Raw genomic sequence first — 19,930 nt, 5'->3', positions numbered from 1 at the left:
GATTTGAGATTGCCGCTAACTTGTATGAAGTGCGCTGTCGGAGCGAATGCCAGTAGCCACCCTCCGTACCCGAAATATGTCGAGCTCAGAGATGATGGCCGCTATGAATTCACCTGTGAAAAAGGCCACACGACGGTAACGGTATTACAAGAACAGAAGTTTGAGGTGCTGTTTGATCTCGGAACTTACGCAATCCTTGATGGTTACTACCGAGAGGCCGTTGCCTCTTTCACATCGAGCCTCGAACGTTTTTACGAATTTTTTATACAAGCATCACTTTTGGAGGATGGGGTAGAAGAAAGCGCTTTTGCTGAAACTTGGAAAGAAGTTTCATCGCAGTCGGAGCGTCAGCTTGGAGCTTTCATTTTCCTCTATCTGAAATGTTTTTCGGAAAGACCCGCGCTGCTTCGACCAAAGCAGATAAAGTTTCGAAATGAAGTGATTCACAAGGGAAAAATTCCATCTAGAAGTGAGGCAATCGACTACGGCCAAGCTGTATTAGAAACCATTAGGCCAATAATGCAGCGTACGAAGACGGCTCTCCCAATTGGGGTCCAGCGAACCGTGCTTAACCATCTCAAAAACAGCCGTAAGCAGGACGAATCACAGTCGGTTACCACCATGACAATTGCTACTACCATTAGTCTCAATGATGGATCTGGAAATGAACCGTCATTAGAAGAGGCTTTATCGGAAAAGGAATGCTGGCGAGCCCGGTGGTGAGGTCCGTGTAACCAGCGGGTGAAGCTGACCGCTACTTCACTGCGCTCCGTATCGGCAGCTTACCCAGGGCGTTGCAGGCAGGCACCGAAGCAGTTCCTAGCTGGAACAATAAGAACTGGCGATCCTTTAAGGGTAACGGGTCTGCGCATAACTCACGTAACAACTTAAACAGGCGAAGCTTTTTGATCGCTTCGCTCACCCAAACGGCCGCGAAATCTGGCGCTAGGCTCCTATGAAGTACCCAGTGACTCCCGATGGACGGTACATGGTAGTTCGAGGGCGGTTGTGGCGCGTCGCGGACGGGTCGGCGATGCAAGACACGTACGATTTATGGATGGCCCGCAACACGGTCAGCCTGGATGGAATCCGCCCGCTAGACGTTTACCCGCCGAAAGATGGCTTCCAGCAAGCTGTAAAGCCCGAACGAGAACAGCCCGAGGGCCGCGAAGCCAATCAGCCAGGGCCCGAACGACTGATCCTGCAGGGTGCGGAACACTTCGGCCAGGCCGCCGGCCTCGTCCGGGTTGACCTGGTAGGCCGCGGTGAGGAAAAAGGTGCCGATCATCAGAAACACCACGCCCCGCACCGCCAGGCCGAACTGGCACACGGGATAGGCCCAGGGCTGGATGATGGCCGGCATGTCGAAATGGGCGTGGAACTTGGTTTTCCACCCTTTGATCAAGTGGGCGATGCCGGCACCGATGATCGCAACGCCGACGGCGGCAACCAGCCAGCGCCCCGCCGGCTGGTTCAGCAGCCAGGTGGCGAGGCCTTCCGAGCCGCTGCCGGAGCCGGAAGACGAGCGCCCCAGGGAGGTGGCCAGGCTGCCGGCGAAACCGGCGAGCAGCAGGTGGGTGGCCGCGCTCACCAGCAGACCACCGCGGATCGCGAGCCCTTTCGCGCTTATGCCGTGGTCGTCGGTGTCTTTGATGGCCTGGATGCCGCGCCAGAGTGCGTAGCCCACCAGGCCGACGGCAATCACCGCCAGCAGCGCCCGGCCCAGCGGGGCGGTCAGCAGGCTTTGCAGGGCGCCGCGGCTGTCGGTGGTTTCGCCGCCCTGGCCAATAACTGCCAGCGCCGCCAGACCGCCCACCAGCACGTAGACCATCCCCCGTGCGGCGTAGCCCCAGCGCGCGAAAATCGTGACCGCGCTTTTGGCGTCTGATTCCTCCGTGCTTTGCATCCGGGCATCCCCTCACGCATCCTGTTCCGTGAATGTCACTGCCACTGATTGATAATGCGTGTGGCTGGCCTCCTTTGTCTATTCTAGAATTCCTGAGCGCGGACGTCGCTGCGGTCTGCCTGCGGATTGCGTCCGTACAGAGTTACTTCTCACCAGCCATAAAAGGGTCGACTGATGACTGACAGTAGTTATACCCCGCCGAAAGTCTGGAAATGGGAGTCCGCCAGCGGCGGTGCTTTTGCCAATATCAACCGCCCCATCGCCGGCCCGACCCATGACAAGGAACTGCCGGTGGGCAAGCACCCGCTGCAACTGTATTCCCTCGCCACACCCAACGGGGTGAAGGTAACGGTGATGCTGGAAGAGTTGCTGGAGCGTGGCTTTGACGGTGCGGAATACGATGCGTACCTGATCCGCATCACCGAAGGCGAACAGTTCAGCAGCGGGTTCGTGAGTGTGAACCCGAATTCCAAGATTCCGGCAATGGTGGACTACAGCACCAACCCGCCGGTGCGGCTGTTCGAATCCGGCTCGATTCTGCTGTATCTCGCCGAGAAGTTTGGCGCCTTTGTGCCCGAAGACGTGGCCGGCCGCGCCGAGTGCATGAACTGGCTGTTCTGGCAGATGGGCAGCGCGCCGCTGCTGGGCGGCGGCTTCGGACATTTCTACGCGTACGCGCCGGAGAAGTACGAGTACCCGATCAACCGCTACACTATGGAAATCAAACGCCAGCTGGATGTGCTGGACCGTCAGCTGGCGGATCACCGGTACGTGGCCGGCGACGAATACACCATCGCCGACATGGCGATCTGGCCCTGGTACGGCGCGCTGGTGAAGAACAAGGTGTACGAGGCCGCGGAGTTCCTGGAGGCCCACACCTACACCAACGTGATTCGCTGGGCAGACGAACTGGCCCGGCGCCCGGCTGTGCAGCGCGGTCGCATGGTCAACCGTGCCTGGGGCGAACCTTCAAGCCAGCTGCACGAGCGCCACGATGCCAGCGATTTCGAGCTGCGCACCCAGGACAAGCTTGAGCCGCAACAGGGCGAATAGCGGCGGTCCGCATGGCCGGGAAAATCAGAAGGAAATGACCCCATGGACAGTGGTAAACGACTGATTTTCCGGCTTAACCGGTTGCGCGAGCGGCTGTGGTTCCGGCCGCTGCTGTTCAGTGTGCTGTCGGTGATCTCCGTGTTCGCGGCGCGGATCATCGATGGCAGTGAGCTGTCGGCGCTGCTGCCATCCATCTCCCGTGCCACCGTGGAAACCCTGCTGTCCATTCTGGCCGCCAGCATGCTGGTGATCGCCACCTTTGCCGTGGGTTCCATGGTCGCCGCCTATACCTCCGCCAGCAGCAACGGCACCCCGCGCGCGTTTGGCCTGGTGCTGCGGGATGACGTTTCCCAGATCGCCCACTCCGCGTTTGTCGGTTCCTTTATCTTCAGTGTGGTGGCGCGGGTGGCGGTGGAAGAGGGGTATTTCGAGCCCACCGGTTACTTCACCATCTTTGCGGTCGCCATGTGTGTGTTCGCCATCGTGATCCTGGTGTTCGTGCGCTGGGTCGACCGGATTGCCCGCCTGGGGCTGCTGGGACCGATCATCGACAAGACCGAAAGGGCCACCATGCTGATGCTGCAGGACAGGCTTCGTGCGCCGCTGCTGGGCGGTAAACCCGCCGGAGCAGAGCCTTTCAAGGGGCAGGCCGTGCCGGTGCCGTCCCCGGGCCACCTGCAGGAAATCCACGTCCGCAAACTGCAAAGCTGGGCCGAGGAGGCCAATGCCCGCCTGCGGTTGGCGGCGTTGCCGGGGGACTTCCTGATGCCCGGTGACCCGCTGGCCTGGGTCGCGTTCGACAGCCCTCCGGACTCGGAGGACTGGCCCGAGGCGGTGTCGGGCTGTTTTACCCTGGGGCCGGACCGGGTGTTCGACCAGGACCCCCGTTTCGGCTTCGTCGTGTTGTCAGAAATCGCCGTGCGTGCGCTGTCGCCGGGGATCAACGATCCCGGTACCGCGAACAAGGTCATCCAGACGATGATTCGCCTGCTGCATTTCTGGTACCGCCAACCCGTTGAACACACCGCCGAGTCGGCCTGCGACCGCATCGAAGTGCCTGAGCTGTCGATGCGTGGTGTGTTCAATGATGCCTTCACCGCCATTGGCCGCGACGGTGCCGGTATGGTGGAGGTGGCGGTCACCTTGCAGCGGGCGCTGGCCAGCCTGGCGGGGCTGGATAACCGCGCCATGGCGGAGGCCGCCGATGACCACGCCCGCATGGCGCTGGCGCGGGCCGAAAAGGCGTTGGTGATGGCCGAAGACCTCGCGGCGGTGCGCCGGGCGGCCGGGATCGAGCGCTAGCCGGCATTTGCAACTATGCTTGGACATAGGCTCCGGCCCGGGTGACCGGGCATGACCATTCCATGAACTGCAACTGCGGAGGGCCCTGTGTCAGAGCGTACCCAAGTCACTGTATTCTACGATGAGCGGGTTCTGCGTCACGCCCCGGATGTCAACGTGGCCTTTCTGCCGGGGCGCCTGGACAAACGGATTCGTCACATCCTCTCCGGCCTGAACGTGCAGTGGAAGTATCCGGAACATCCGGGGCGCATCACCGCCATCATGGATCTGCTGCAGCGCGAGCCCATACCCGGGGTAGCCCTTGCCAGCGGGGCTGTGGCCACCCGGGAGCAGCTGTCGCGGGTCCATACCATGTCCTTCCTTGACGACATTTTCTCCCTGCGTGATCAGAGCGCCTGGCTGGATGTGGACACCACCGCGGTGTCGCCGGGCAGTATCGAGGCCGCCGAAGTCGCCGCCGGTACGGCCATTGCGGCGGTTGAGGCAGTGGTCAGGGGGACGACCGAAAGCGCGTTTGCCATTGTCCGCCCCCCGGGCCATCACGCCGAACCGGTGCGGGCGCGGGGGTTCTGCCTGTTTAACAACGTCGCGGTGGCCGCCGCCCATGCCCAGGCGGAACTGGGTTGCGAGCGCGTACTGATCGTCGACTGGGATGCCCACCATGGCAATGGCACTCAGGACATCTTCTGGGCCGATTCGAATGTGATGTTTATTGACCTGCATCGCGCCTCGCCATTTTACCCGGGCAGCGGCGGGCTGCAGGACGTGGGCGCGGGCCTCGGTGAAGGGGCGACAGTGAACATTCCGTTGCCCGGGGGTGCCGGTGACATGGCCTACCTGCGTGCCATGAACGAGATCGTGGTGCCGGCGGCGGATTACTTCAAACCCGATGTGATTCTGGTCTCGGCAGGCTTTGACGCCCACTGGTATGACCTGGCCATGAACGTCACCTACGAGGGGTTCGCCGCGATGACCGCCGCGCTGCAGGCGATCTCCCGCAAACACTGTGACGGCCGTCTGGCGTTTGTGCTGGAAGGGGGGTACAACACCGAATCCCTGGCTCGTGGCGTGCATTCCGTGCTCAGTGTGCTGGCGGGCGGACCGGTTCCGGAGCCGCGGGTGTGTGGTATGGAAGAGGTGGAGCAGGCCATCGAGTTTCACCGGGGTGCCTTCGTGGGTGACACTGAATGATCTGTCTGCTGAAGGAGGCCCGCCATGACGGCGTCTGCGCAATCAACGCGCATCGATTTTTCTGAACTGGAAGCCCTGCTGGCGACGATATTTGAACGTCACGGCACCTCTCCGGAGGTTGCGCGCACGCTGGCGAATAACTGCGCCAGTGCCCAGCGGGACGGCGCCCTCAGCCACGGGGTATTCCGCATACCCGGCTACCTGTCGACTCTCAAAAGCGGCTGGGTGAACGGCCAGGCAGTGCCGAGCGTGGAAGACGTGGCCCCCGGCTTTGTCACGGTCGATGCCGGCAACGGCTTCGCCCAACCGGCGCTCGCGGCCGCCCACAACCTGATGCTGAAGAAGGCCCGGGCTAATGGCATTGCCATGCTGGCGGTCCGCAACTCCCATCATTTTGCGGCGCTGTGGCCGGATGTGGAGCCCTACGCCCGTGAGGGATTGGTGGCGCTGGCCTTCGTCAACAGCATGGCCTGTGTGGTGCCCTTCGGGGGCAAAAAGCCGCTGTTCGGCACCAACCCCATCAGTTTCGCCGCGCCCCGCGCCCATTCCGATCCGCTGGTGTTTGATCTGGCCACCAGTGCCATGGCCCACGGCGACGTGCAGATTGCTGCGCGGGAAGAGAGAACACTGCCCAGAGGCTGTGGTGTCGACGCCGATGGCAAACCCACCACCGATCCCGCTGCGATCCTGAATGGTGGGGCCCTGCTGCCCTTCGGCGGCCACAAGGGCTCGGCGTTGTCGATGATGGTGGAGTTGCTGGCGGCCGCGCTCACCGGTGGCAACTTTTCGTTCGAATTCGACTGGTCCCCCTACCCGGGGGCCAAAACCCCCTGGACCGGCGAGCTGGTGATCGTGATCGACCCGTCCCGGGGCGCGGGCAGTGATTTTGCCAAACGGGTGGAAACCCTGGTGCAGGAAATGGAATGGGCAGGCCAGACCCGGCAGCCGGGCGACAAACGCTACCAGCAACGGGCCGAGGCCATGGCTAACGGCGTGGTAATCGGGGCCGACGAGCTCGCTCATTTACGGGAACTGGCAAAGGTACCGGGCTGAGCCCGAAACGCGAACAAAGGAGACGGTTATGTTTGTGGCAGAGAAATCCACCGGGCATCTGATCGAGGTGCTGGATACCCCGGCGCTGTTCGATCCTCACAAAAGCCGCATCAAGGGCAGCATGCATTACGGTGAGGAAGCCCAGGACCCGGAATTCTACGACAAGGCCGTGCTGGGGTTTCCCTCCGGCGAAGCCCTGCCGAAATGCTGGACCGATCCCAATTACCGGCTGAAAAAGTAGAGCTCCTAGAAGTCTGTCGGCTTCTGCCCGCAGTTGAAACGCTCCGGGCATTTCTGTAGCCTTTATTTTAATTGAACGTTCAATTAACAAAATTCGGAGCCGCAAGCAGAGAAGCCGCCATGCCGATTGTTGGAGTCAAAGACACCCGAAAACAGCAGCTGATTGATGCCACCATGGCGTCCATTGCCGAGCTGGGTATGCAAAACACCACCATCGTGAGCATCAGCAAGCGGGCGGGGATGTCCTCCGGCATCATCAGCCACTATTTCGGCGGCAAACAGGGCCTGATCGAAGCGGCGCTGAGGTACATGCTGGATCAGCTGGGAAAAGAGCTGCGGGAGCGTATGGCAAAGACCGACGGCTCCCCGGAACAGCGGCTAAACTGCATTATTGAGTCCAACTTTTCCGAGTTCCAGCGCTCGGCGCTGGCGGCCAAGACCTGGCTCAGTTTCTGGGCGCGCTCCATGCACGAGCCCGGGCTCAAGCGCCTGCAGCAGATCAACAACGCCCGGCTGTACAGCAATCTGCGTTACTCCTTCGCCCGTGTGTTGCCAGCGCAGGAGGCAACCGAGGCCGCCCGCCAGACGGCAGCGCTGATCGACGGCTTCTGGCTGCGCAGTGCCCTGAGCCTTGACCCGGCCGAGAGCTTCGAGGCCGGCGAACGGCTCTGCAAGAAATTCGTCCACGAGACACTGGCGCCGACCCGCGCCTGAACCCGGGGTTCACAAGACCTCGACGTCCACCGATCGCTCGATGAAAGGTACCGCTACCATGTCACAGTCCACTGCCGATACCGTTGTTCAGAACTTCATTCATGGCCGCTTTCTGGCCAACAGCTCCGGCGACAGCTTCCCGGTGGTGAACCCCGCCACCGGCCAGGAGATCTACCGGGTGGAAGTGGCCGACGAGTCCATCCAGCAGGCCGCCATCGAGAGTGCCCGTGCCGGGTTCGCCCAGTGGTCGGCGATGACGGCCATTGAGCGCAGCCGGATTCTGCTGCGGGCGGTGGCGCTGCTGCATGAGCGCAACGACGAGCTGGCCGCGGTGGAAGTGCGGGATACCGGCAAGCCATTGCAGGAGGCCGAAGCGGTGGATGTGGTTACCGGGGCCGACGCCATCGAATTCTTCGCCGGGCTGGCGCCGTCCATCGAGGGCAACCAGCAGGACCTGGGCGGCGACTTCTACTACACCCGCCGCGAGCCGCTGGGCATCTGCGCCGGGATCGGCGCCTGGAACTATCCCATCCAGATTGCCTGCTGGAAGTCGGCGCCGGCGCTGGCCTGCGGGAACGCGATGATTTTCAAGCCGTCCGAAGAGACCCCCATGGGGGCGATCAAGCTGGCGGAGATTTTCATTGAGGCTGGCGTGCCGGCGGGCGTGTTCAACGTGGTGCAGGGCGCCGGCGAGGTTGGCCAGTGGCTGACCCATCACCCGGACATTGCCAAGGTGTCGTTCACCGGAGAGGTGGGCACCGGCCGCAAGGTCATGGAAGCGGCAGCGTCGACCATCAAGGACGTGACCATGGAGCTGGGGGGCAAGTCCCCGCTGATCATCTTCGACGACGCCGATCTGGAAAACGCCATCTCCGCCGCCATGGTGGGGAACTTCTACACCCAGGGCGAGATCTGCACCAACGGCACCCGGGTGTTCGTCCATGAAAACCTCTACCCGCGCTTCATGGAGCGCCTGTTGGAGCGCACCCGCAAGAACATCAAGCCCGGTGACCCGATGAACCCGGACACCAACTACGGTGCGCTGATCTCCAAAAAACACCAGGACCTGGTGCTGGATTACATCGCCAAAGGGCTCTCCGAGGGCGCGACCCTCAGCCACGGTGGGCGGGCGTTCGAGCCGGAGGACTCCAAAGGGGGGTATTTCGTGGAGCCCACCATCTTCACCGACTGCACCGATGACATGACCATCGTGAAGGAGGAGATCTTCGGGCCGGTGATGTCGGTACTCACGTTCTCCGATGAGGAGGAAGTCATCACCCGCGCCAACAACATCGACACCGGCCTGGCCGCCGGTGTGTTCACCAACGACATCCGCCGTGCCCATCGGGTGATTCATCGCATTCAGGCCGGTATCTGCTGGATCAACAGCTACGGTGCGTCGCCGGCGGAAATGCCGGTGGGTGGCTACAAACTCTCCGGCGTTGGCCGCGAAAACGGGCGCGAGACCATTGCCCACTACACCCAGCTCAAATCGGTGTATGTAGGGATGGAAGATCTCGACGCCCCGTTTTAATCCCGCGGGCTGCAGAGGAGAACGCGTATGACAGAAAACCGATACGACTACATCATTGTGGGCGCGGGTTCGGCCGGCTGCGTGCTGGCCAACCGCCTGACCGAAGACGCCCGCCATCGGGTGCTGCTGCTGGAAACCGGCGGTAGCGACAAGAGCATCTTCATCCAGATGCCCACCGCCCTGTCCATTCCCATGAACACCAGGAAATACGCCTGGCAGTTCGAGACTGAGCCCGAGCCCTATCTGGACAACCGCCGCATGCACTGCCCCCGGGGCAAGGTCCTGGGTGGCTCATCGTCCATCAACGGTATGGTCTATGTGCGCGGCCACGCCCGGGATTTTGACGAATGGGATTCCGAGGGCGCCACCGGCTGGCATTACCGCAACGTTCTGCCGTATTTCAGGAAGGCCGAGACCTGGGCGTTTGGCGGTGATGACTACCGTGGAGACAAAGGCCCGTTGGGTGTGAATAACGGCAACAACATGCGCAACCCGCTCTACACCGCCTTTGTCCGGGCCGGTGCCGATGCCGGTTACTTCGAGACCGACGACTACAACGGCGCGCGGCAGGAAGGCTTCGGCGCCATGCACATGACCGTCAAAAACGGTCGCCGCTGGTCCACCGCCAATGCCTACCTGCGCCCGGCCATGGCGCGGCCGAACCTGACCGTGGTCACCCACGCGCTGGTCCACAAGGTGTTGCTCGATGGCAAAACCGCCACCGGTGTCCGCTACGAGCAGGGCGGCAAGGTCCACGAGGCGAAAGCCGCCGAGGAAGTCATTCTGTCAGCGGGCTCTATCGGTTCGCCCCATCTGCTGCAACTCTCCGGCATCGGCAAGCGGGAGGTACTGGAGCAGGCTGGCATTGCCGTGCAGCACGAGTTGCCCGGCGTTGGCGAGAACCTGCAGGATCATCTGGAGTTCTACTTTCAGTACCGCTGCAAGCAGCCGGTCTCGCTCAACGGCAAGCTCGACTGGTGGAACAAACTGAAGATCGGCGTGCGCTGGATTCTGCGCAAGGACGGTCTGGGTGCCACCAACCACTTTGAGTCCTGCGGCTTTATCCGCTCCAAGGCTGGCGTCGAGTGGCCGGACCTGCAATACCATTTTCTGCCTGCGGCCATGCGCTACGACGGCAAAGAAGCCTTTGACGGCGACGGCTTCCAGCTGCACATCGGCCACAACAAGCCGAAAAGCCGGGGCTATGTGCACGTACAGTCCGCCGACCCCAGGCAGGCGCCGAGCATTCGTTTCAATTACCTGCAGCACGAGGCGGACCGGGAAGGTTTCCGCGATTGCGTGCGCCTGACCCGGGAAATCATCAGCCAGCCCGCCATGGATGAGTACCGCGGAGCGGAAATCCAGCCCGGCGCCGACGTGCAGAGCGACGAGGATATCGATGCCTTCGTCCGCCAGGCGGTGGAGAGCGCTTACCACCCCTCCTGCTCCTGCAAGATGGGCACCGACGCGCTGGCGGTGGTGGACCCCGACACCCGGGTTCACGGCATCCGACATCTGCGGGTGGTGGATTCGTCCATCTTCCCGACCATTCCCAACGGCAACCTGAACGCGCCCACCATCATGGTGGCCGAGCGGGCCGCCGACCTGATCCGGGGCAGGGAGCCCCTGCAACCTTCTGACGCGCCCGTGGTGATGGACGACCAGTGGCAGGCCCGTCAACGACCGGGACAGGCAAAGCGCGCGCTTACCTGACTCACCTTTTCTGTATCCGATTCGAAAGAAGCAGCGCTTACAAAGTAGAGGAGGAACACCCATGCTGTTCATTGCAAAGAGACCCAATAACCGGAGGACGTCATGACACTCTGGTTATCCACAGGCCTGATCTTTACCTTCGCCGCCATCGCCCTGATTCTGTACAAGTGGTGGGACGTCCGGTGCATCGGCGTGACGCCGGTACGCACCTTCACCTTCATCGCCATTCTGTTCACCTCCGGGCTGGATGTGGGGCTGATCATGTTCCCGCTCACCGAGTTCGGCGGCTATGGTGATCTCTCGGCCAGCCCCGAGTACGGCTTCGCCAACCCGCTGGCCATTGAGTTCGGGTTCTGGGCGTTTCTGATCTGGGGCTTCTATTTCCTGACCTGCTTCTATTTCGCGATCATCGAACCGCGGGTGAAGTTCTTCGAGATCCCGCTGGTGAAAGTGATCAACAACGTGGTGATCATTGGCACCTGCGCCTTTACCGCGTACCTGCTGCTGGCCAACCTGCCCTGGTACCTGCCCCAGCTCGGGGATGGCGAATCGGTGGTGCCGGCGTTCTATGTCATCGTGTTTGCCGCAATCGGGCTGGCGGTGTACTCCAGCTCCAAGATCAAGTACGTGCGGATTCTCAGCATCGGCTCCAGCGTGCTGTTCCTCACCCTGATAGCCGGCATGTGGCTGCGGGCATTCGCCCTCGGCAAGGGCTCCCCCGGGGACTTCTTCGGCACCGTGGGCCTGATCGGGGAGTACTTCAGCAACCTTCACCACTTTGTACTGCCCATCAACGACTACCACGAGTTCTACCTGTTCTGGTGGTTCTCCTGGAGCATCATGATCGGCCAGTTCACCGCGCGCTTTGTCAGCGGCCTGCGCACCTGGCAGTTGCTGATCGCCATGCTGGTGGTGCCTTCCATCGCCATCGGGGTGTGGTTTACCGTGCTCTACCACTACCACGAGCAGGGCCTGAACATCGCCGCGTTCACCAATCTGGCGATGATCAGCGTGGGCGTGTTGATGGTGGTGAACTCGCTGGATTCGCTGATCCGCCTGTACACCGACAACCTGAACCTGACCGCACAACGGCTCGGGCGCGCCAACTACGTGGTGTTCAACTTCCTGGCGATGGTGGGGCTGACCATGCTGTTCCAGCTGGATTTCCTGCGCATCCAGTGGGTGGGCGCGCTGGTGATCGGCCTGTACTTCGCCTGTTTCGCCTACATTCTGGCGAACAAGCGGGCGCAAGTGGCCGCCATCAAGGCGTCGCCGAAGGAAAACACTCTCGATTTCCGCAAGATCGAACTGGCCAGCTGAGCCGGCCCGGCTCAGTTGCAGCCGGCCAGCTGATTGATCCAGTCCGCCACCAGCCGGGCGCCTTCGGTGTCCGGTTCCAGCACACTGATCGGGGGCATGCGGAACTGCGCTTCGGCGAGCATTCTCAGGTACAGCAGGGAATTCTCGGCGTCGCCCGGTGTCAGCAACTGGGCGCCGGGCCGGCCCAGATCGGTGTTGTCTGGGGCCGCCCCGCAGGCGCCGGTGTTTGCCAACGGGGTGCTGAAGCGCAGATCCATGCCACTCTGGGTGGTGCCGCCCGGTCGGTGACAGTGGCTGCAATTGCTGTGCAGGTAACTGCGGGCCCGGTCGGTGACTGACGCCTCGGCATCGGTGCTGCGGGTCAGGCGGGCACTGCGCTGGGCGGCGGTTGGCGGTTCACTCAACACCCCGATTCCGGCCAGGGTGGACAGTTGATTGGCGGTGACGCCGCTGCCCGGGTAGGTGAAGTCGGTGTCCAGCTGCAGGGTTTCCAGCCCCAGGCTGAAGCCGGCGGCAGCGGTGTGGCACAGGCTGCATTCCCCGGCAGAGGGGTAGTGCCAGGTCTGGCCTGCCACAGGCACGTCTCGGCTGCCGTCCACCAGGGTGGCGTCGGTACCGGCCTCGTCCCACTGATAACTGTACCCGGACCAGCTGCCGTCGGCGTTGTGCAGGAACAGCCGGGTCTCGATCAGGCTCTGGCCCAGCAGGAAGTTTTTCACCAGCACGGAACCCCGCGGCAGGGCGAAATCGCCGCTGTCGTCCAGGGTGATGCGGGTGTTGTCCGGCAGCGCCAGATAACGGGTCTTGTCGGCGCCGTCGGACCAGAAGGGTTCGATGACGGTGTAGGGAATCAGCCCGTCCGCCGGCTCCCAGGGCGCGCTGGCCTGCACGCAGCCGGTCTCCGACAACTGCTGTGGCAGTTCGATCTCCTCCGCCACCGGATCAATGCGGAACAGGCCGGAGAAGGTCACCAGGTAGAGTTCGCCGGCGTTGTCCTGGGCGAAGGAGGCCACATTGCGGCCGGTTTCTAGCAGGGTGCGGCGCTGGAAACTGCCGTCGCCGTGGGGCGCCAGGGCCCACAGGGTGCCGGAACCGAAATCGGCAAACAGGTAGTGGCCCTGCAGGGCGGGGATGTTGTTGCCGCGGTAAACGTAGCCACCGGTGACGGAAATGCCCTCGGAGCGACCATAGGTGGCCACCGGATCGATAAACGGGCCGTCCGGGGAGGCGCCACAGCTGTTATTGGTGCGCTCAAAACCCTCGTAACAGCGCCAGCCGTAGTTGCCGCCAGCGGTGATGCGGTTGATTTCCTCAAACGCATTCTGGCCCACGTCGCCGGCCCAGAGGTCGCCGTTCTGGCGATCGAAGCTGAAACGCCAGGGGTTGCGCAGGCCGTAGGCGTAGATTTCCGGCACCGAGCCCGAGACGCCGCTGCCGTTGGGGCTGCCATCCGGGTTGAAGCGCAGCAGCTTGCCCAGTCGGGTCGACAGATCCTGGGCGCGGTTGCCGGGGTCGTTGGCACTGCCGCCGTCGCCGAGCCCCACGTACAGCAGGTTGTCGGGACCGAACACAATGTGACCGCCGTTGTGGTTGGCGAAAGGCTGGGACTGTTGCAGCAGGTTGGTGCGCAGCAACGCACCACCGCCATCGACCCGCAGACTCTGGCCGTTATCGGCGGATTCGAAGCGGGCGACGAATGAGGTCCTGCCGCCGCCGGTGTCCTCGGTGAACGACAGGTAGATGAACCCGTTGCTGGCGAAGTCCGGATCAAACGCCATGCCCAGCAGCCCGCATTCTTCGCAGGTGCTCAGTGGGTAAGCCTGGGACAGGTCTGCCAGCTGGGTGCGGCTGGCAGTCGTCAGGTCAAGGCGATAAATGACGCCGCCCTGTTCCACGACGTAGACAATGCCGCTCTGGCTGGGGTGGGGAAGCATCAGTAAGGGGCGGTTGAAACTCAGGTCAGGGGCAACCGGGGTAAGCTGCACTTCCCCGGAGCCCTCAAAGGCCAGGCATTCGGTGTTACCGGGGCGCTCGGACAGGCCGAGGGTCGCGCCGCCGGAGCCGCTTCCTGAACCACCGCCGCAGGCGGTAAGCATCAGGCAGATGAGTAGCAGAAGACATCGTTCCATGAGCCCTGTCCTCCGGTCAGAGTTTTAAGAATAGTCGATCCTGAGCATTGTGAAAGCGCGCAATGGCACCTGGTGATGTAGCCGGAAGCGGCGGTTGAAATCCTGGGGTACGGCCCGATATAGGGAAGTCAGCGGCCATAGGGACGGCCGCTGTGCCGATTTTTTGAAGATAGGGAATGCCTATGTTGAGTTTGGAAATAATCAATTTAAACGAAGCATGGAAAGGCCGTATCTTTGCCCCCGACTTGATCACTAACCCTTGAATCCATGAAACAGGAGATATCTTAAATGGGTATTGTTAACAGCGAGATCAAACCGTTCAACGCCACCGCCTTCAAGCAGGGCGAGTTTGTTGAAATCAGCGATGCAGACGTAAAAGGTAAGTGGGCTGTCTTTTTCTTCTATCCGGCCGACTTCACGTTCGTATGCCCGACCGAGCTGGGCGACGTGGCGGACAAGTACGAAGAGCTGCAGAAGCTGGGCGTTGAAGTGTTCTCCGTGTCTACCGACACCCACTTCACCCACAAAGCATGGCACGACAGCTCCGAGACCATCGGCAAGATCAACTACTACATGGTTGGCGACCAGACCGGCACCATCACCAACAACTTCGGTGTGATGCGTGAAGGCCAGGGCCTGGCAGACCGCGCCACCTTCCTGATCGACCCGGATGGCGTGATCCAGGCGATGGAAATCACTGCCGAAGGTATCGGCCGTGACGCCGACGACCTGCTGCGCAAGGTGAAAGCGGCCCAGTACGTTCGCAACAACCCGGGCGAAGTGTGCCCGGCCAAGTGGAAAGAAGGCGAAGCCACTCTGGCACCGTCTCTGGACCTGGTTGGCAAGATCTAAGCAGCCTCCGAGGCTTGCTTATGAGAAAGGCCCGCATCGCGGGCCTTTTTTATGACAGCCAGGAATTAAAATAGGTCTGGGCTATTAAACATTTAAGGTCAATTAATTTGAGCATTGGTATGGCTGTCCGTATCTTAGCGACCATCTGTTGAATCGAAACATTTACATTACCTGACGTTTTACGAGGATTGACTACATGTTGGATGCCAATATCAAGGAACAACTCAACGCCTACATGGACAAGCTGCAGCAGCCGATCGAGCTGGTGGCCGCGTACGACGACAGCGCAAAGTCCCAGGAGCTGCGTGAGCTGCTGGAAGAGCTGGAGCCGATGTCCGCGAAGATCAGCCTGCGCACCGAGGACGATCCGGACGTGCGGCGCCCGTCTTTTGCCATCAACCGTGTAGGCACCGATATTGGTGTGCGTTTCGCCGGCATTCCCATGGGCCACGAATTCACCTCGCTGGTGCTGGCGCTGCTGCAGGTGGGCGGCCATCCGTCCAAGGCCAGTCAGGAAGTGATCGAGCAGGTGCAGTCGCTGGATGGCGACTTCGAGTTCGAGACTTATTTCTCCCTGTCGTGCCAGAACTGCCCGGACGTGGTGCAGGCGCTCAATCTGATGAGCGTGCTGAACCCGAAGATCCGCCACACGTCCATCGACGGCGCCCTGTTCCAGGACGAAGTGGAGCAGCGCGAAGTGATGGCGGTGCCCAGCGTGTACCTGAACGGCGAAACCTTCGGCCAGGGCCGGATGACGCTGGAAGAAATCGTGGCCAAACTAGACACCAACTCCGACGCCCGCGACGCGGAGAAGCTGAACGCTAAAGACGCCTTCGAAGTGCTGGTCATCGGCGGCGGCCCAGCCGGCTCGTCCGCCGCGATCTACGCCGCTCGCAAGGGCATTGCCACCGGTATTGCCGCCGAGCGCTTTGGCGGCCAGGTGGCGGACACCATGGGCATCGAGAACCTGATTTCCGTGCCCTACACCGAAGGCCCCAAGCTGGTGGCGGCGATGGAGCAGCACGTCAAGGAATACGACGTGGACATTATGAACATGCAGCGCGCCGAGAAGCTGATTCCGGCGGCCAGCAAGGGCGGCCTGCATGAGGTTCGCCTGGCCAACGGCGCGTCCCTGAAATCCCGCACGGTGGTGCTGTCCACCGGTGCCCGCTGGCGCCAGATGGGCGTGCCCGGCGAGGAAGAATACCGCAACAAGGGCGTGGCCTACTGCCCGCACTGCGACGGCCCGCTGTTCAAGGGCAAGCGCGTGGCGGTGATCGGCGGCGGCAACTCCGGGGTGGAAGCGGCCATCGATCTGGCCGGCATTGTCGGCCACGTCACGCTGATCGAGTTTGGCGCCGAGATGCGCGCTGACGAGGTGCTGCAGAAGAAGCTGCGCAGCCTGAAGAACGTGGAAATCATCACCTCCGGCCAGACCACCGAGATCACCGGTGAGAACGGCAAGGTAAATGGCCTGCAGTACACCGACCGCAATACCGGTGAAAGCCACCATGTGGCGCTTGAAGGGGTGTTCGTGCAGATTGGTCTGGTGCCCAACACCGAGTGGCTGAAAGGCGACATTGAACTCAGCCAGCACGGCGAGATCATCGTCAACGAGCGCGGCGAAACCTCCCTGCCGGGTGTGTTCGCGGCGGGGGACGCCACCACCGTGCCCTACAAGCAGATTGTGATCTCCATGGGAGAAGGCTCCAAGGCAGCGCTGAGCGCCTTTGACTTCCTGATCCGCAACTCCGCGGACTGAACCCGCTTCGCGCGCAACAAGAGGCACCGGTGAGCACCGGTGCCTTTTTTGTGGTTCCCTACCCACGTGTTGTGCGCTGATATGCCATGCTGACGGTAACGGCGTACAATTTCCGGCAGGCACGGCTTATTGGGAGCAAAGAGCGGTATGGGGATTCGATCACGGTGGATGGCAGTCACCTTATGCTGGCTGTTGCTGGTTCCTGCGGCAGGCGCCGCGGCCCGCCCGTCGGTGGTGTTCCTGTCACCGGACGATTCGGTCTTCTGGACGATGGTGGCAGAGGTGATGACCGAAGCCGCCGCCGACCTTGAGATGGATCTGGAGGTTCTGTTTGACCGCGGCCGTGACCGCTTTACCTACCAGCAACTGGCCGAACAGGTGCTCGAGCGGGAGGTTCGGCCGGACTACCTGATGTTCATGGCCAAGGAAAACGTCACCGCAGAGATGTTGACGCTGGCCAGCGATGAGGGCGTCAAGGTGTTCACCTTCAATACGGATATCCCGGCGCAGGCCCGGGAGTTACTAGGCATGCCGCGGGAGTCGCTGCCAAACTGGATCGGGCATCTGGTGCCGGATAACGTCGCCGCCGGGCGCCAGCTGGCCGTGGCACTGGCTGAGCAGGCCGCAAAGCTCGGGCTGACTCAGCAGGACACCGCGCCGGACACCATCGCGCTGAGCGGTACCCGGGATTCTTCCGCCGCCAAAGACCGCAACCTCGGTTTAATGCAGGCGGCCCAGGATCACCGCATCGCGCTGCGGCAACTGAGCTTCGCCGACTGGAGCCGGGAGGTGGCCGGGGATAAAACCCGGGTGCTGCTGCAACGGTACCCGGAAGTGACCTTGGTGTGGAGTGCCAGTGATGGCATGGCGGTTGGTGCGATCGCTGCGGCCAGGGACGTGGAGCGCCAGCCCGGTAAGGACGTGGTGATCGGTGGATTTGACTGGGAGCCGGAAGCTCTGGACGCCATTCGCCGTGGCGAGCTGACCGTCAGCCTGGGGCGGCATTTCCTGGGTGGGGCGCTGGCTCTGATCCAGCTGCACGACTACCACGCTGGTGTGGATTTCGCTCAGGGCCCGTCAACCGCCGCACTGAAATACCGCTTCGAGGCCGCCACCCAGAGCAATGTCGACCGTATTGAGCGGGTGATGGATCCCGAGAGCTGGCAGCGTGTGGACTTCCGCCAGTTCAGCCGGGCGTTGAACCAGGACCTCGCCGATCAGGCGCCCAGTGCTGATCAGCAGATGGACGCCCTGGTGTCTGCGCTGGCCGAGACCAGGGCCGCCGCACGCTGACGGCTTACCGCCGGCCGCCGACCTCTTCCTCAAGGCTGCCGGAGATTGCCGGTTGCGGCGTGTCTTCGGCAAACAGGTGGCCGTATGCCTCGCGTACGCCGGCCACGATAAACTCGTGGGGAACGTCATCGAACACGCCGTGATCCTGCACGTACTCCATATGCGCCTGCCCGGACTCGGTGTATTCCTGGAATATGGAGTCGTTGACGCCGTCAAACTCCAGCGGCTCTACCTTCATCAGTTCACACAGCTGGCGGTTGAACGCCGGCGTGGCCTTCACCCAGCGCCCGTTGAGGTACAGCTCTATAAAGCCGTGCATGCGGAAGATGTCCGACTGCAACCACTCGATCAGTTTCGGGCTGGAGAGATGGTTGCGCACGTCCGCCAGACCCAGGCGGCTGGGAATGCCGATGGAACGCGCCGCCGCGCCCAGCAACACTGCTTTCGGAATGCAGTAGGTCTCTCCGCTGGACAGGGCATAGCTGGCGCTGAAAGTGGCCGCCTCGGTGCTGAACACGTAGGGGTTGTAGTGGATGCTGTCCCGCACCGACAGGTAGAGCGCCCTGACCTGCGCCACCGGATCGTTCGGCACGTCCGCCAGTTGATCGGCAATCCAGGCCTGAACTTCTGGTTTATCGTAATCAAAAAACTCGGTGGGCTGAAGGTAGCGTTCCATAGGGCTGATCCGGTTTCGGGGCATTGAGGGTCCATCGTGACCAATTAGCAAGCTACAGGCAATGGCCATTTCCGCCAAGGCGACTGCCCCGTTTGATCACCCCCTGCCTTCAAAGCCTTCCATCACGTTGACGGCGTTGACGCCGATGGCCTCCACGTCGTACCCGCCCTCCATGGTGAACACCGTGGGCAATCCCAGTTGCTGCAGGCGCTGGCCGAGGGAGAGGTAATCCCCACTGGTGAGCTTGAAGAAGGAAATGGGGTCTTCCTCGAAGGTGTCGACCCCCAGCGCGACGATCAGCGCGTCCGGCCGGAACGCCTCAATGCGCTGGCAGGCGGTTTCCAGGCCCTGGCTCCAGACGCTGTAGGGCGTGTTGGGCGGGTAGATCAGGTTGAGGTTGTAGCCTTCACCCTCGCCCTCGCCGGTTTCGTCCTCAAAGCCCAGGAAGTGCGGAAACACCAGGTCCGGATCGCCGTGCAGGCTGATGGTGAGCACGTCGCTGCGTTGGTAGAAAATGGCCTGGGTGCCGTTGCCGTGGTGGAAATCCACATCGAGAATGGCAATCCGCCGGTAACCCTGGTCGCGGAACGCCTGGGCGGCGATGGCCGCATTGTTGAAAAAACAGTAACCGCCAAACAGATCGGCGTGGGCGTGATGCCCCGGCGGCCGGCACAGCGCAAAGGCGGCGCGCTCCCCTCCGGCCACCAGCTTCTGTGCAGTGAGGGCGACATTGGCCGAGGCGCAGGCGGCGTCCCAGGTGCCTTCGGTGATCGAGGTCTCGGCGGCGAAGCTGTAGTACCCCAGCCGGCCGTCAATGTCTTTGGGGATGCGGTGGCGCATGCCGCGACCGGCCCAGACCGCGGGAATCGCCTCGCCGGGTTTGCCGGCAGCGACCCAGTCCTGCCAGCAAGTTTCGAGGAAGGCGATGTAGTCGGCCGGGTGAATGCGTTTGATCGGCGCCAGGCCGAAATCCTCCGGTTCCAGAATCTCCCCCAGACCCTGATGTTTCACCCGCGCCAGAATGGTTTCTGCCCGCGAAGGCTTCTCGTGGGGTTCGATCAGCAGGCCGCCGTCGAGTTCGGTTTTCACGGTGCGGCGGGCGTGGAGCGGGGAGAATACGGTTTTCATAACAGGGACTTCGCCGGCTGATGGATGGTGATTGGTGATTGGTGGACGCGATTCACTCTGGCAC

17 protein-coding genes are annotated in these 19,930 nt (G+C 62.1%); 13 read left to right on the top strand and 4 right to left on the bottom strand.

Annotated features, from left to right (window positions below):
* Positions 1–3: 3 nt before the first annotated feature.
* The gene (locus tag DYI22_RS05390) at positions 4–723 is read left to right on the top strand and encodes a hypothetical protein (RefSeq protein ID WP_213477019.1); all 720 of its coding nucleotides are present in this window, start codon (positions 4–6) and stop codon (positions 721–723) included.
* A gap of 373 nt (positions 724–1,096) precedes the next feature.
* On the opposite strand, the gene DYI22_RS05385 is transcribed toward DYI22_RS05390, so the two are convergent.
* On the bottom strand, positions 1,097–1,906 hold the full coding sequence (locus DYI22_RS05385; protein ID WP_213477018.1) for a DUF1206 domain-containing protein: 810 nt from the start codon (positions 1,904–1,906) through the stop codon (positions 1,097–1,099).
* A gap of 174 nt (positions 1,907–2,080) precedes the next feature.
* Between DYI22_RS05385 and yghU the strand changes: the two genes are divergently transcribed.
* The 9 genes from yghU to DYI22_RS05340 all read left to right on the top strand — a co-directional run bounded on the left by yghU (position 2,081) and on the right by DYI22_RS05340 (position 12,026).
* A complete protein-coding gene (gene yghU, locus DYI22_RS05380; RefSeq protein WP_213477017.1) occupies positions 2,081–2,959 on the top strand; it encodes a glutathione-dependent disulfide-bond oxidoreductase in 879 nt (292 codons plus the stop codon).
* 42 nt (positions 2,960–3,001) lie between these two features.
* Entirely contained in the window at positions 3,002–4,261 is a 1,260-nt protein-coding gene (locus DYI22_RS05375) for a DUF2254 domain-containing protein (protein ID WP_213477016.1), read from the top strand.
* A gap of 87 nt (positions 4,262–4,348) precedes the next feature.
* Complete coding sequence (locus DYI22_RS05370) at positions 4,349–5,452, top strand: histone deacetylase (protein ID WP_213477015.1); 1,104 nt, start codon at positions 4,349–4,351, stop codon at positions 5,450–5,452.
* 24 nt (positions 5,453–5,476) lie between these two features.
* Entirely contained in the window at positions 5,477–6,505 is a 1,029-nt protein-coding gene (locus DYI22_RS05365; protein ID WP_213477014.1) for an Ldh family oxidoreductase, read from the top strand.
* A gap of 28 nt (positions 6,506–6,533) precedes the next feature.
* Positions 6,534–6,746 carry an acetyltransferase gene (locus tag DYI22_RS05360; protein WP_213477013.1) on the top strand — a complete coding sequence of 71 codons (213 nt, stop codon included), beginning with the start codon at positions 6,534–6,536 and terminating at the stop codon, positions 6,744–6,746.
* A gap of 119 nt (positions 6,747–6,865) precedes the next feature.
* Complete coding sequence (betI, locus tag DYI22_RS05355) at positions 6,866–7,459, top strand: transcriptional regulator BetI (protein WP_213477012.1); 594 nt, start codon at positions 6,866–6,868, stop codon at positions 7,457–7,459.
* 58 nt (positions 7,460–7,517) lie between these two features.
* Positions 7,518–8,993: a betaine-aldehyde dehydrogenase gene (gene betB, locus DYI22_RS05350; RefSeq protein ID WP_213477011.1), complete on the top strand. Its 1,476-nt coding sequence runs from the start codon at positions 7,518–7,520 to the stop codon at positions 8,991–8,993.
* Positions 8,994–9,020: 27 nt separating this feature from the next.
* A complete protein-coding gene (betA, locus tag DYI22_RS05345) occupies positions 9,021–10,706 on the top strand; it encodes a choline dehydrogenase (protein ID WP_213477010.1) in 1,686 nt (561 codons plus the stop codon).
* Between the two features lie 102 nt (positions 10,707–10,808).
* Positions 10,809–12,026, top strand: a complete 1,218-nt coding sequence (locus DYI22_RS05340; RefSeq protein ID WP_213477009.1) for a BCCT family transporter — start codon at positions 10,809–10,811, stop codon at positions 12,024–12,026.
* Between the two features lie 11 nt (positions 12,027–12,037).
* Here the strand turns inward: DYI22_RS05340 and DYI22_RS05335 are convergent, their stop codons facing one another.
* Complete coding sequence (locus DYI22_RS05335) at positions 12,038–14,155, bottom strand: PQQ-dependent sugar dehydrogenase (RefSeq protein WP_213477008.1); 2,118 nt, start codon at positions 14,153–14,155, stop codon at positions 12,038–12,040.
* A gap of 288 nt (positions 14,156–14,443) precedes the next feature.
* Here DYI22_RS05335 and ahpC point away from each other — a divergent pair, with 288 nt between their 5' ends.
* The 3 genes from ahpC to DYI22_RS05320 all read left to right on the top strand — a co-directional run bounded on the left by ahpC (position 14,444) and on the right by DYI22_RS05320 (position 18,062).
* A complete protein-coding gene (ahpC, locus tag DYI22_RS05330) occupies positions 14,444–15,007 on the top strand; it encodes an alkyl hydroperoxide reductase subunit C (protein ID WP_213477007.1) in 564 nt (187 codons plus the stop codon).
* A gap of 196 nt (positions 15,008–15,203) precedes the next feature.
* Entirely contained in the window at positions 15,204–16,769 is a 1,566-nt protein-coding gene (gene ahpF / locus DYI22_RS05325) for an alkyl hydroperoxide reductase subunit F (protein ID WP_213477006.1), read from the top strand.
* 168 nt (positions 16,770–16,937) lie between these two features.
* The gene (locus DYI22_RS05320; protein WP_213477005.1) at positions 16,938–18,062 is read left to right on the top strand and encodes an ABC transporter substrate-binding protein; all 1,125 of its coding nucleotides are present in this window, start codon (positions 16,938–16,940) and stop codon (positions 18,060–18,062) included.
* Positions 18,063–18,066: 4 nt separating this feature from the next.
* Here the strand turns inward: DYI22_RS05320 and DYI22_RS05315 are convergent, their stop codons facing one another.
* Both DYI22_RS05315 and DYI22_RS05310 read right to left on the bottom strand, forming a co-directional pair.
* Positions 18,067–18,738: a transglutaminase-like domain-containing protein gene (locus DYI22_RS05315; protein WP_213477004.1), complete on the bottom strand. Its 672-nt coding sequence runs from the start codon at positions 18,736–18,738 to the stop codon at positions 18,067–18,069.
* A 96-nt stretch (positions 18,739–18,834) separates the two neighbouring features.
* Positions 18,835–19,866, bottom strand: coding sequence for a histone deacetylase family protein (locus tag DYI22_RS05310; RefSeq protein ID WP_213477003.1), 1,032 nt, complete (start codon positions 19,864–19,866; stop codon positions 18,835–18,837).
* Between the last annotated feature and the right edge of the window lie 64 nt (positions 19,867–19,930).

It is taken from the genome of Marinobacter lipolyticus (assembly GCF_018424605.1).
Taxonomy (GTDB): domain Bacteria; phylum Pseudomonadota; class Gammaproteobacteria; order Pseudomonadales; family Oleiphilaceae; genus Marinobacter; species Marinobacter lipolyticus_B.
The sequence above is the reverse complement of the archived record's forward strand: the minus strand, read 5'-3'. Positions and strand labels throughout refer to the sequence as shown.

Bases quoted from the DNA above. Each gene is read 5' to 3' on its own strand.
- DYI22_RS05335 (WP_213477008.1), bottom strand. From the start codon at position 14,155: ATGGAACGATGTCTTCTGCTACTCATCTGCCTGATGCTTACCGCCTGC.
- betB (WP_213477011.1), top strand. From the start codon at position 7,518: ATGTCACAGTCCACTGCCGATACCGTTGTTCAGAACTTCATTCATGGC.
- DYI22_RS05310 (WP_213477003.1), bottom strand. From the start codon at position 19,866: ATGAAAACCGTATTCTCCCCGCTCCACGCCCGCCGCACCGTGAAAACC.
- ahpF (WP_213477006.1), top strand. From the start codon at position 15,204: ATGTTGGATGCCAATATCAAGGAACAACTCAACGCCTACATGGACAAG.
- yghU (WP_213477017.1), top strand. From the start codon at position 2,081: ATGACTGACAGTAGTTATACCCCGCCGAAAGTCTGGAAATGGGAGTCC.
- DYI22_RS05340 (WP_213477009.1), top strand. From the start codon at position 10,809: ATGACACTCTGGTTATCCACAGGCCTGATCTTTACCTTCGCCGCCATC.
- ahpC (WP_213477007.1), top strand. From the start codon at position 14,444: ATGGGTATTGTTAACAGCGAGATCAAACCGTTCAACGCCACCGCCTTC.
- betA (WP_213477010.1), top strand. From the start codon at position 9,021: ATGACAGAAAACCGATACGACTACATCATTGTGGGCGCGGGTTCGGCC.
- DYI22_RS05365 (WP_213477014.1), top strand. From the start codon at position 5,477: ATGACGGCGTCTGCGCAATCAACGCGCATCGATTTTTCTGAACTGGAA.
- betI (WP_213477012.1), top strand. From the start codon at position 6,866: ATGCCGATTGTTGGAGTCAAAGACACCCGAAAACAGCAGCTGATTGAT.
- DYI22_RS05375 (WP_213477016.1), top strand. From the start codon at position 3,002: ATGGACAGTGGTAAACGACTGATTTTCCGGCTTAACCGGTTGCGCGAG.
- DYI22_RS05385 (WP_213477018.1), bottom strand. From the start codon at position 1,906: ATGCAAAGCACGGAGGAATCAGACGCCAAAAGCGCGGTCACGATTTTC.
- DYI22_RS05320 (WP_213477005.1), top strand. From the start codon at position 16,938: ATGGCAGTCACCTTATGCTGGCTGTTGCTGGTTCCTGCGGCAGGCGCC.
- DYI22_RS05360 (WP_213477013.1), top strand. From the start codon at position 6,534: ATGTTTGTGGCAGAGAAATCCACCGGGCATCTGATCGAGGTGCTGGAT.
- DYI22_RS05315 (WP_213477004.1), bottom strand. From the start codon at position 18,738: ATGGAACGCTACCTTCAGCCCACCGAGTTTTTTGATTACGATAAACCA.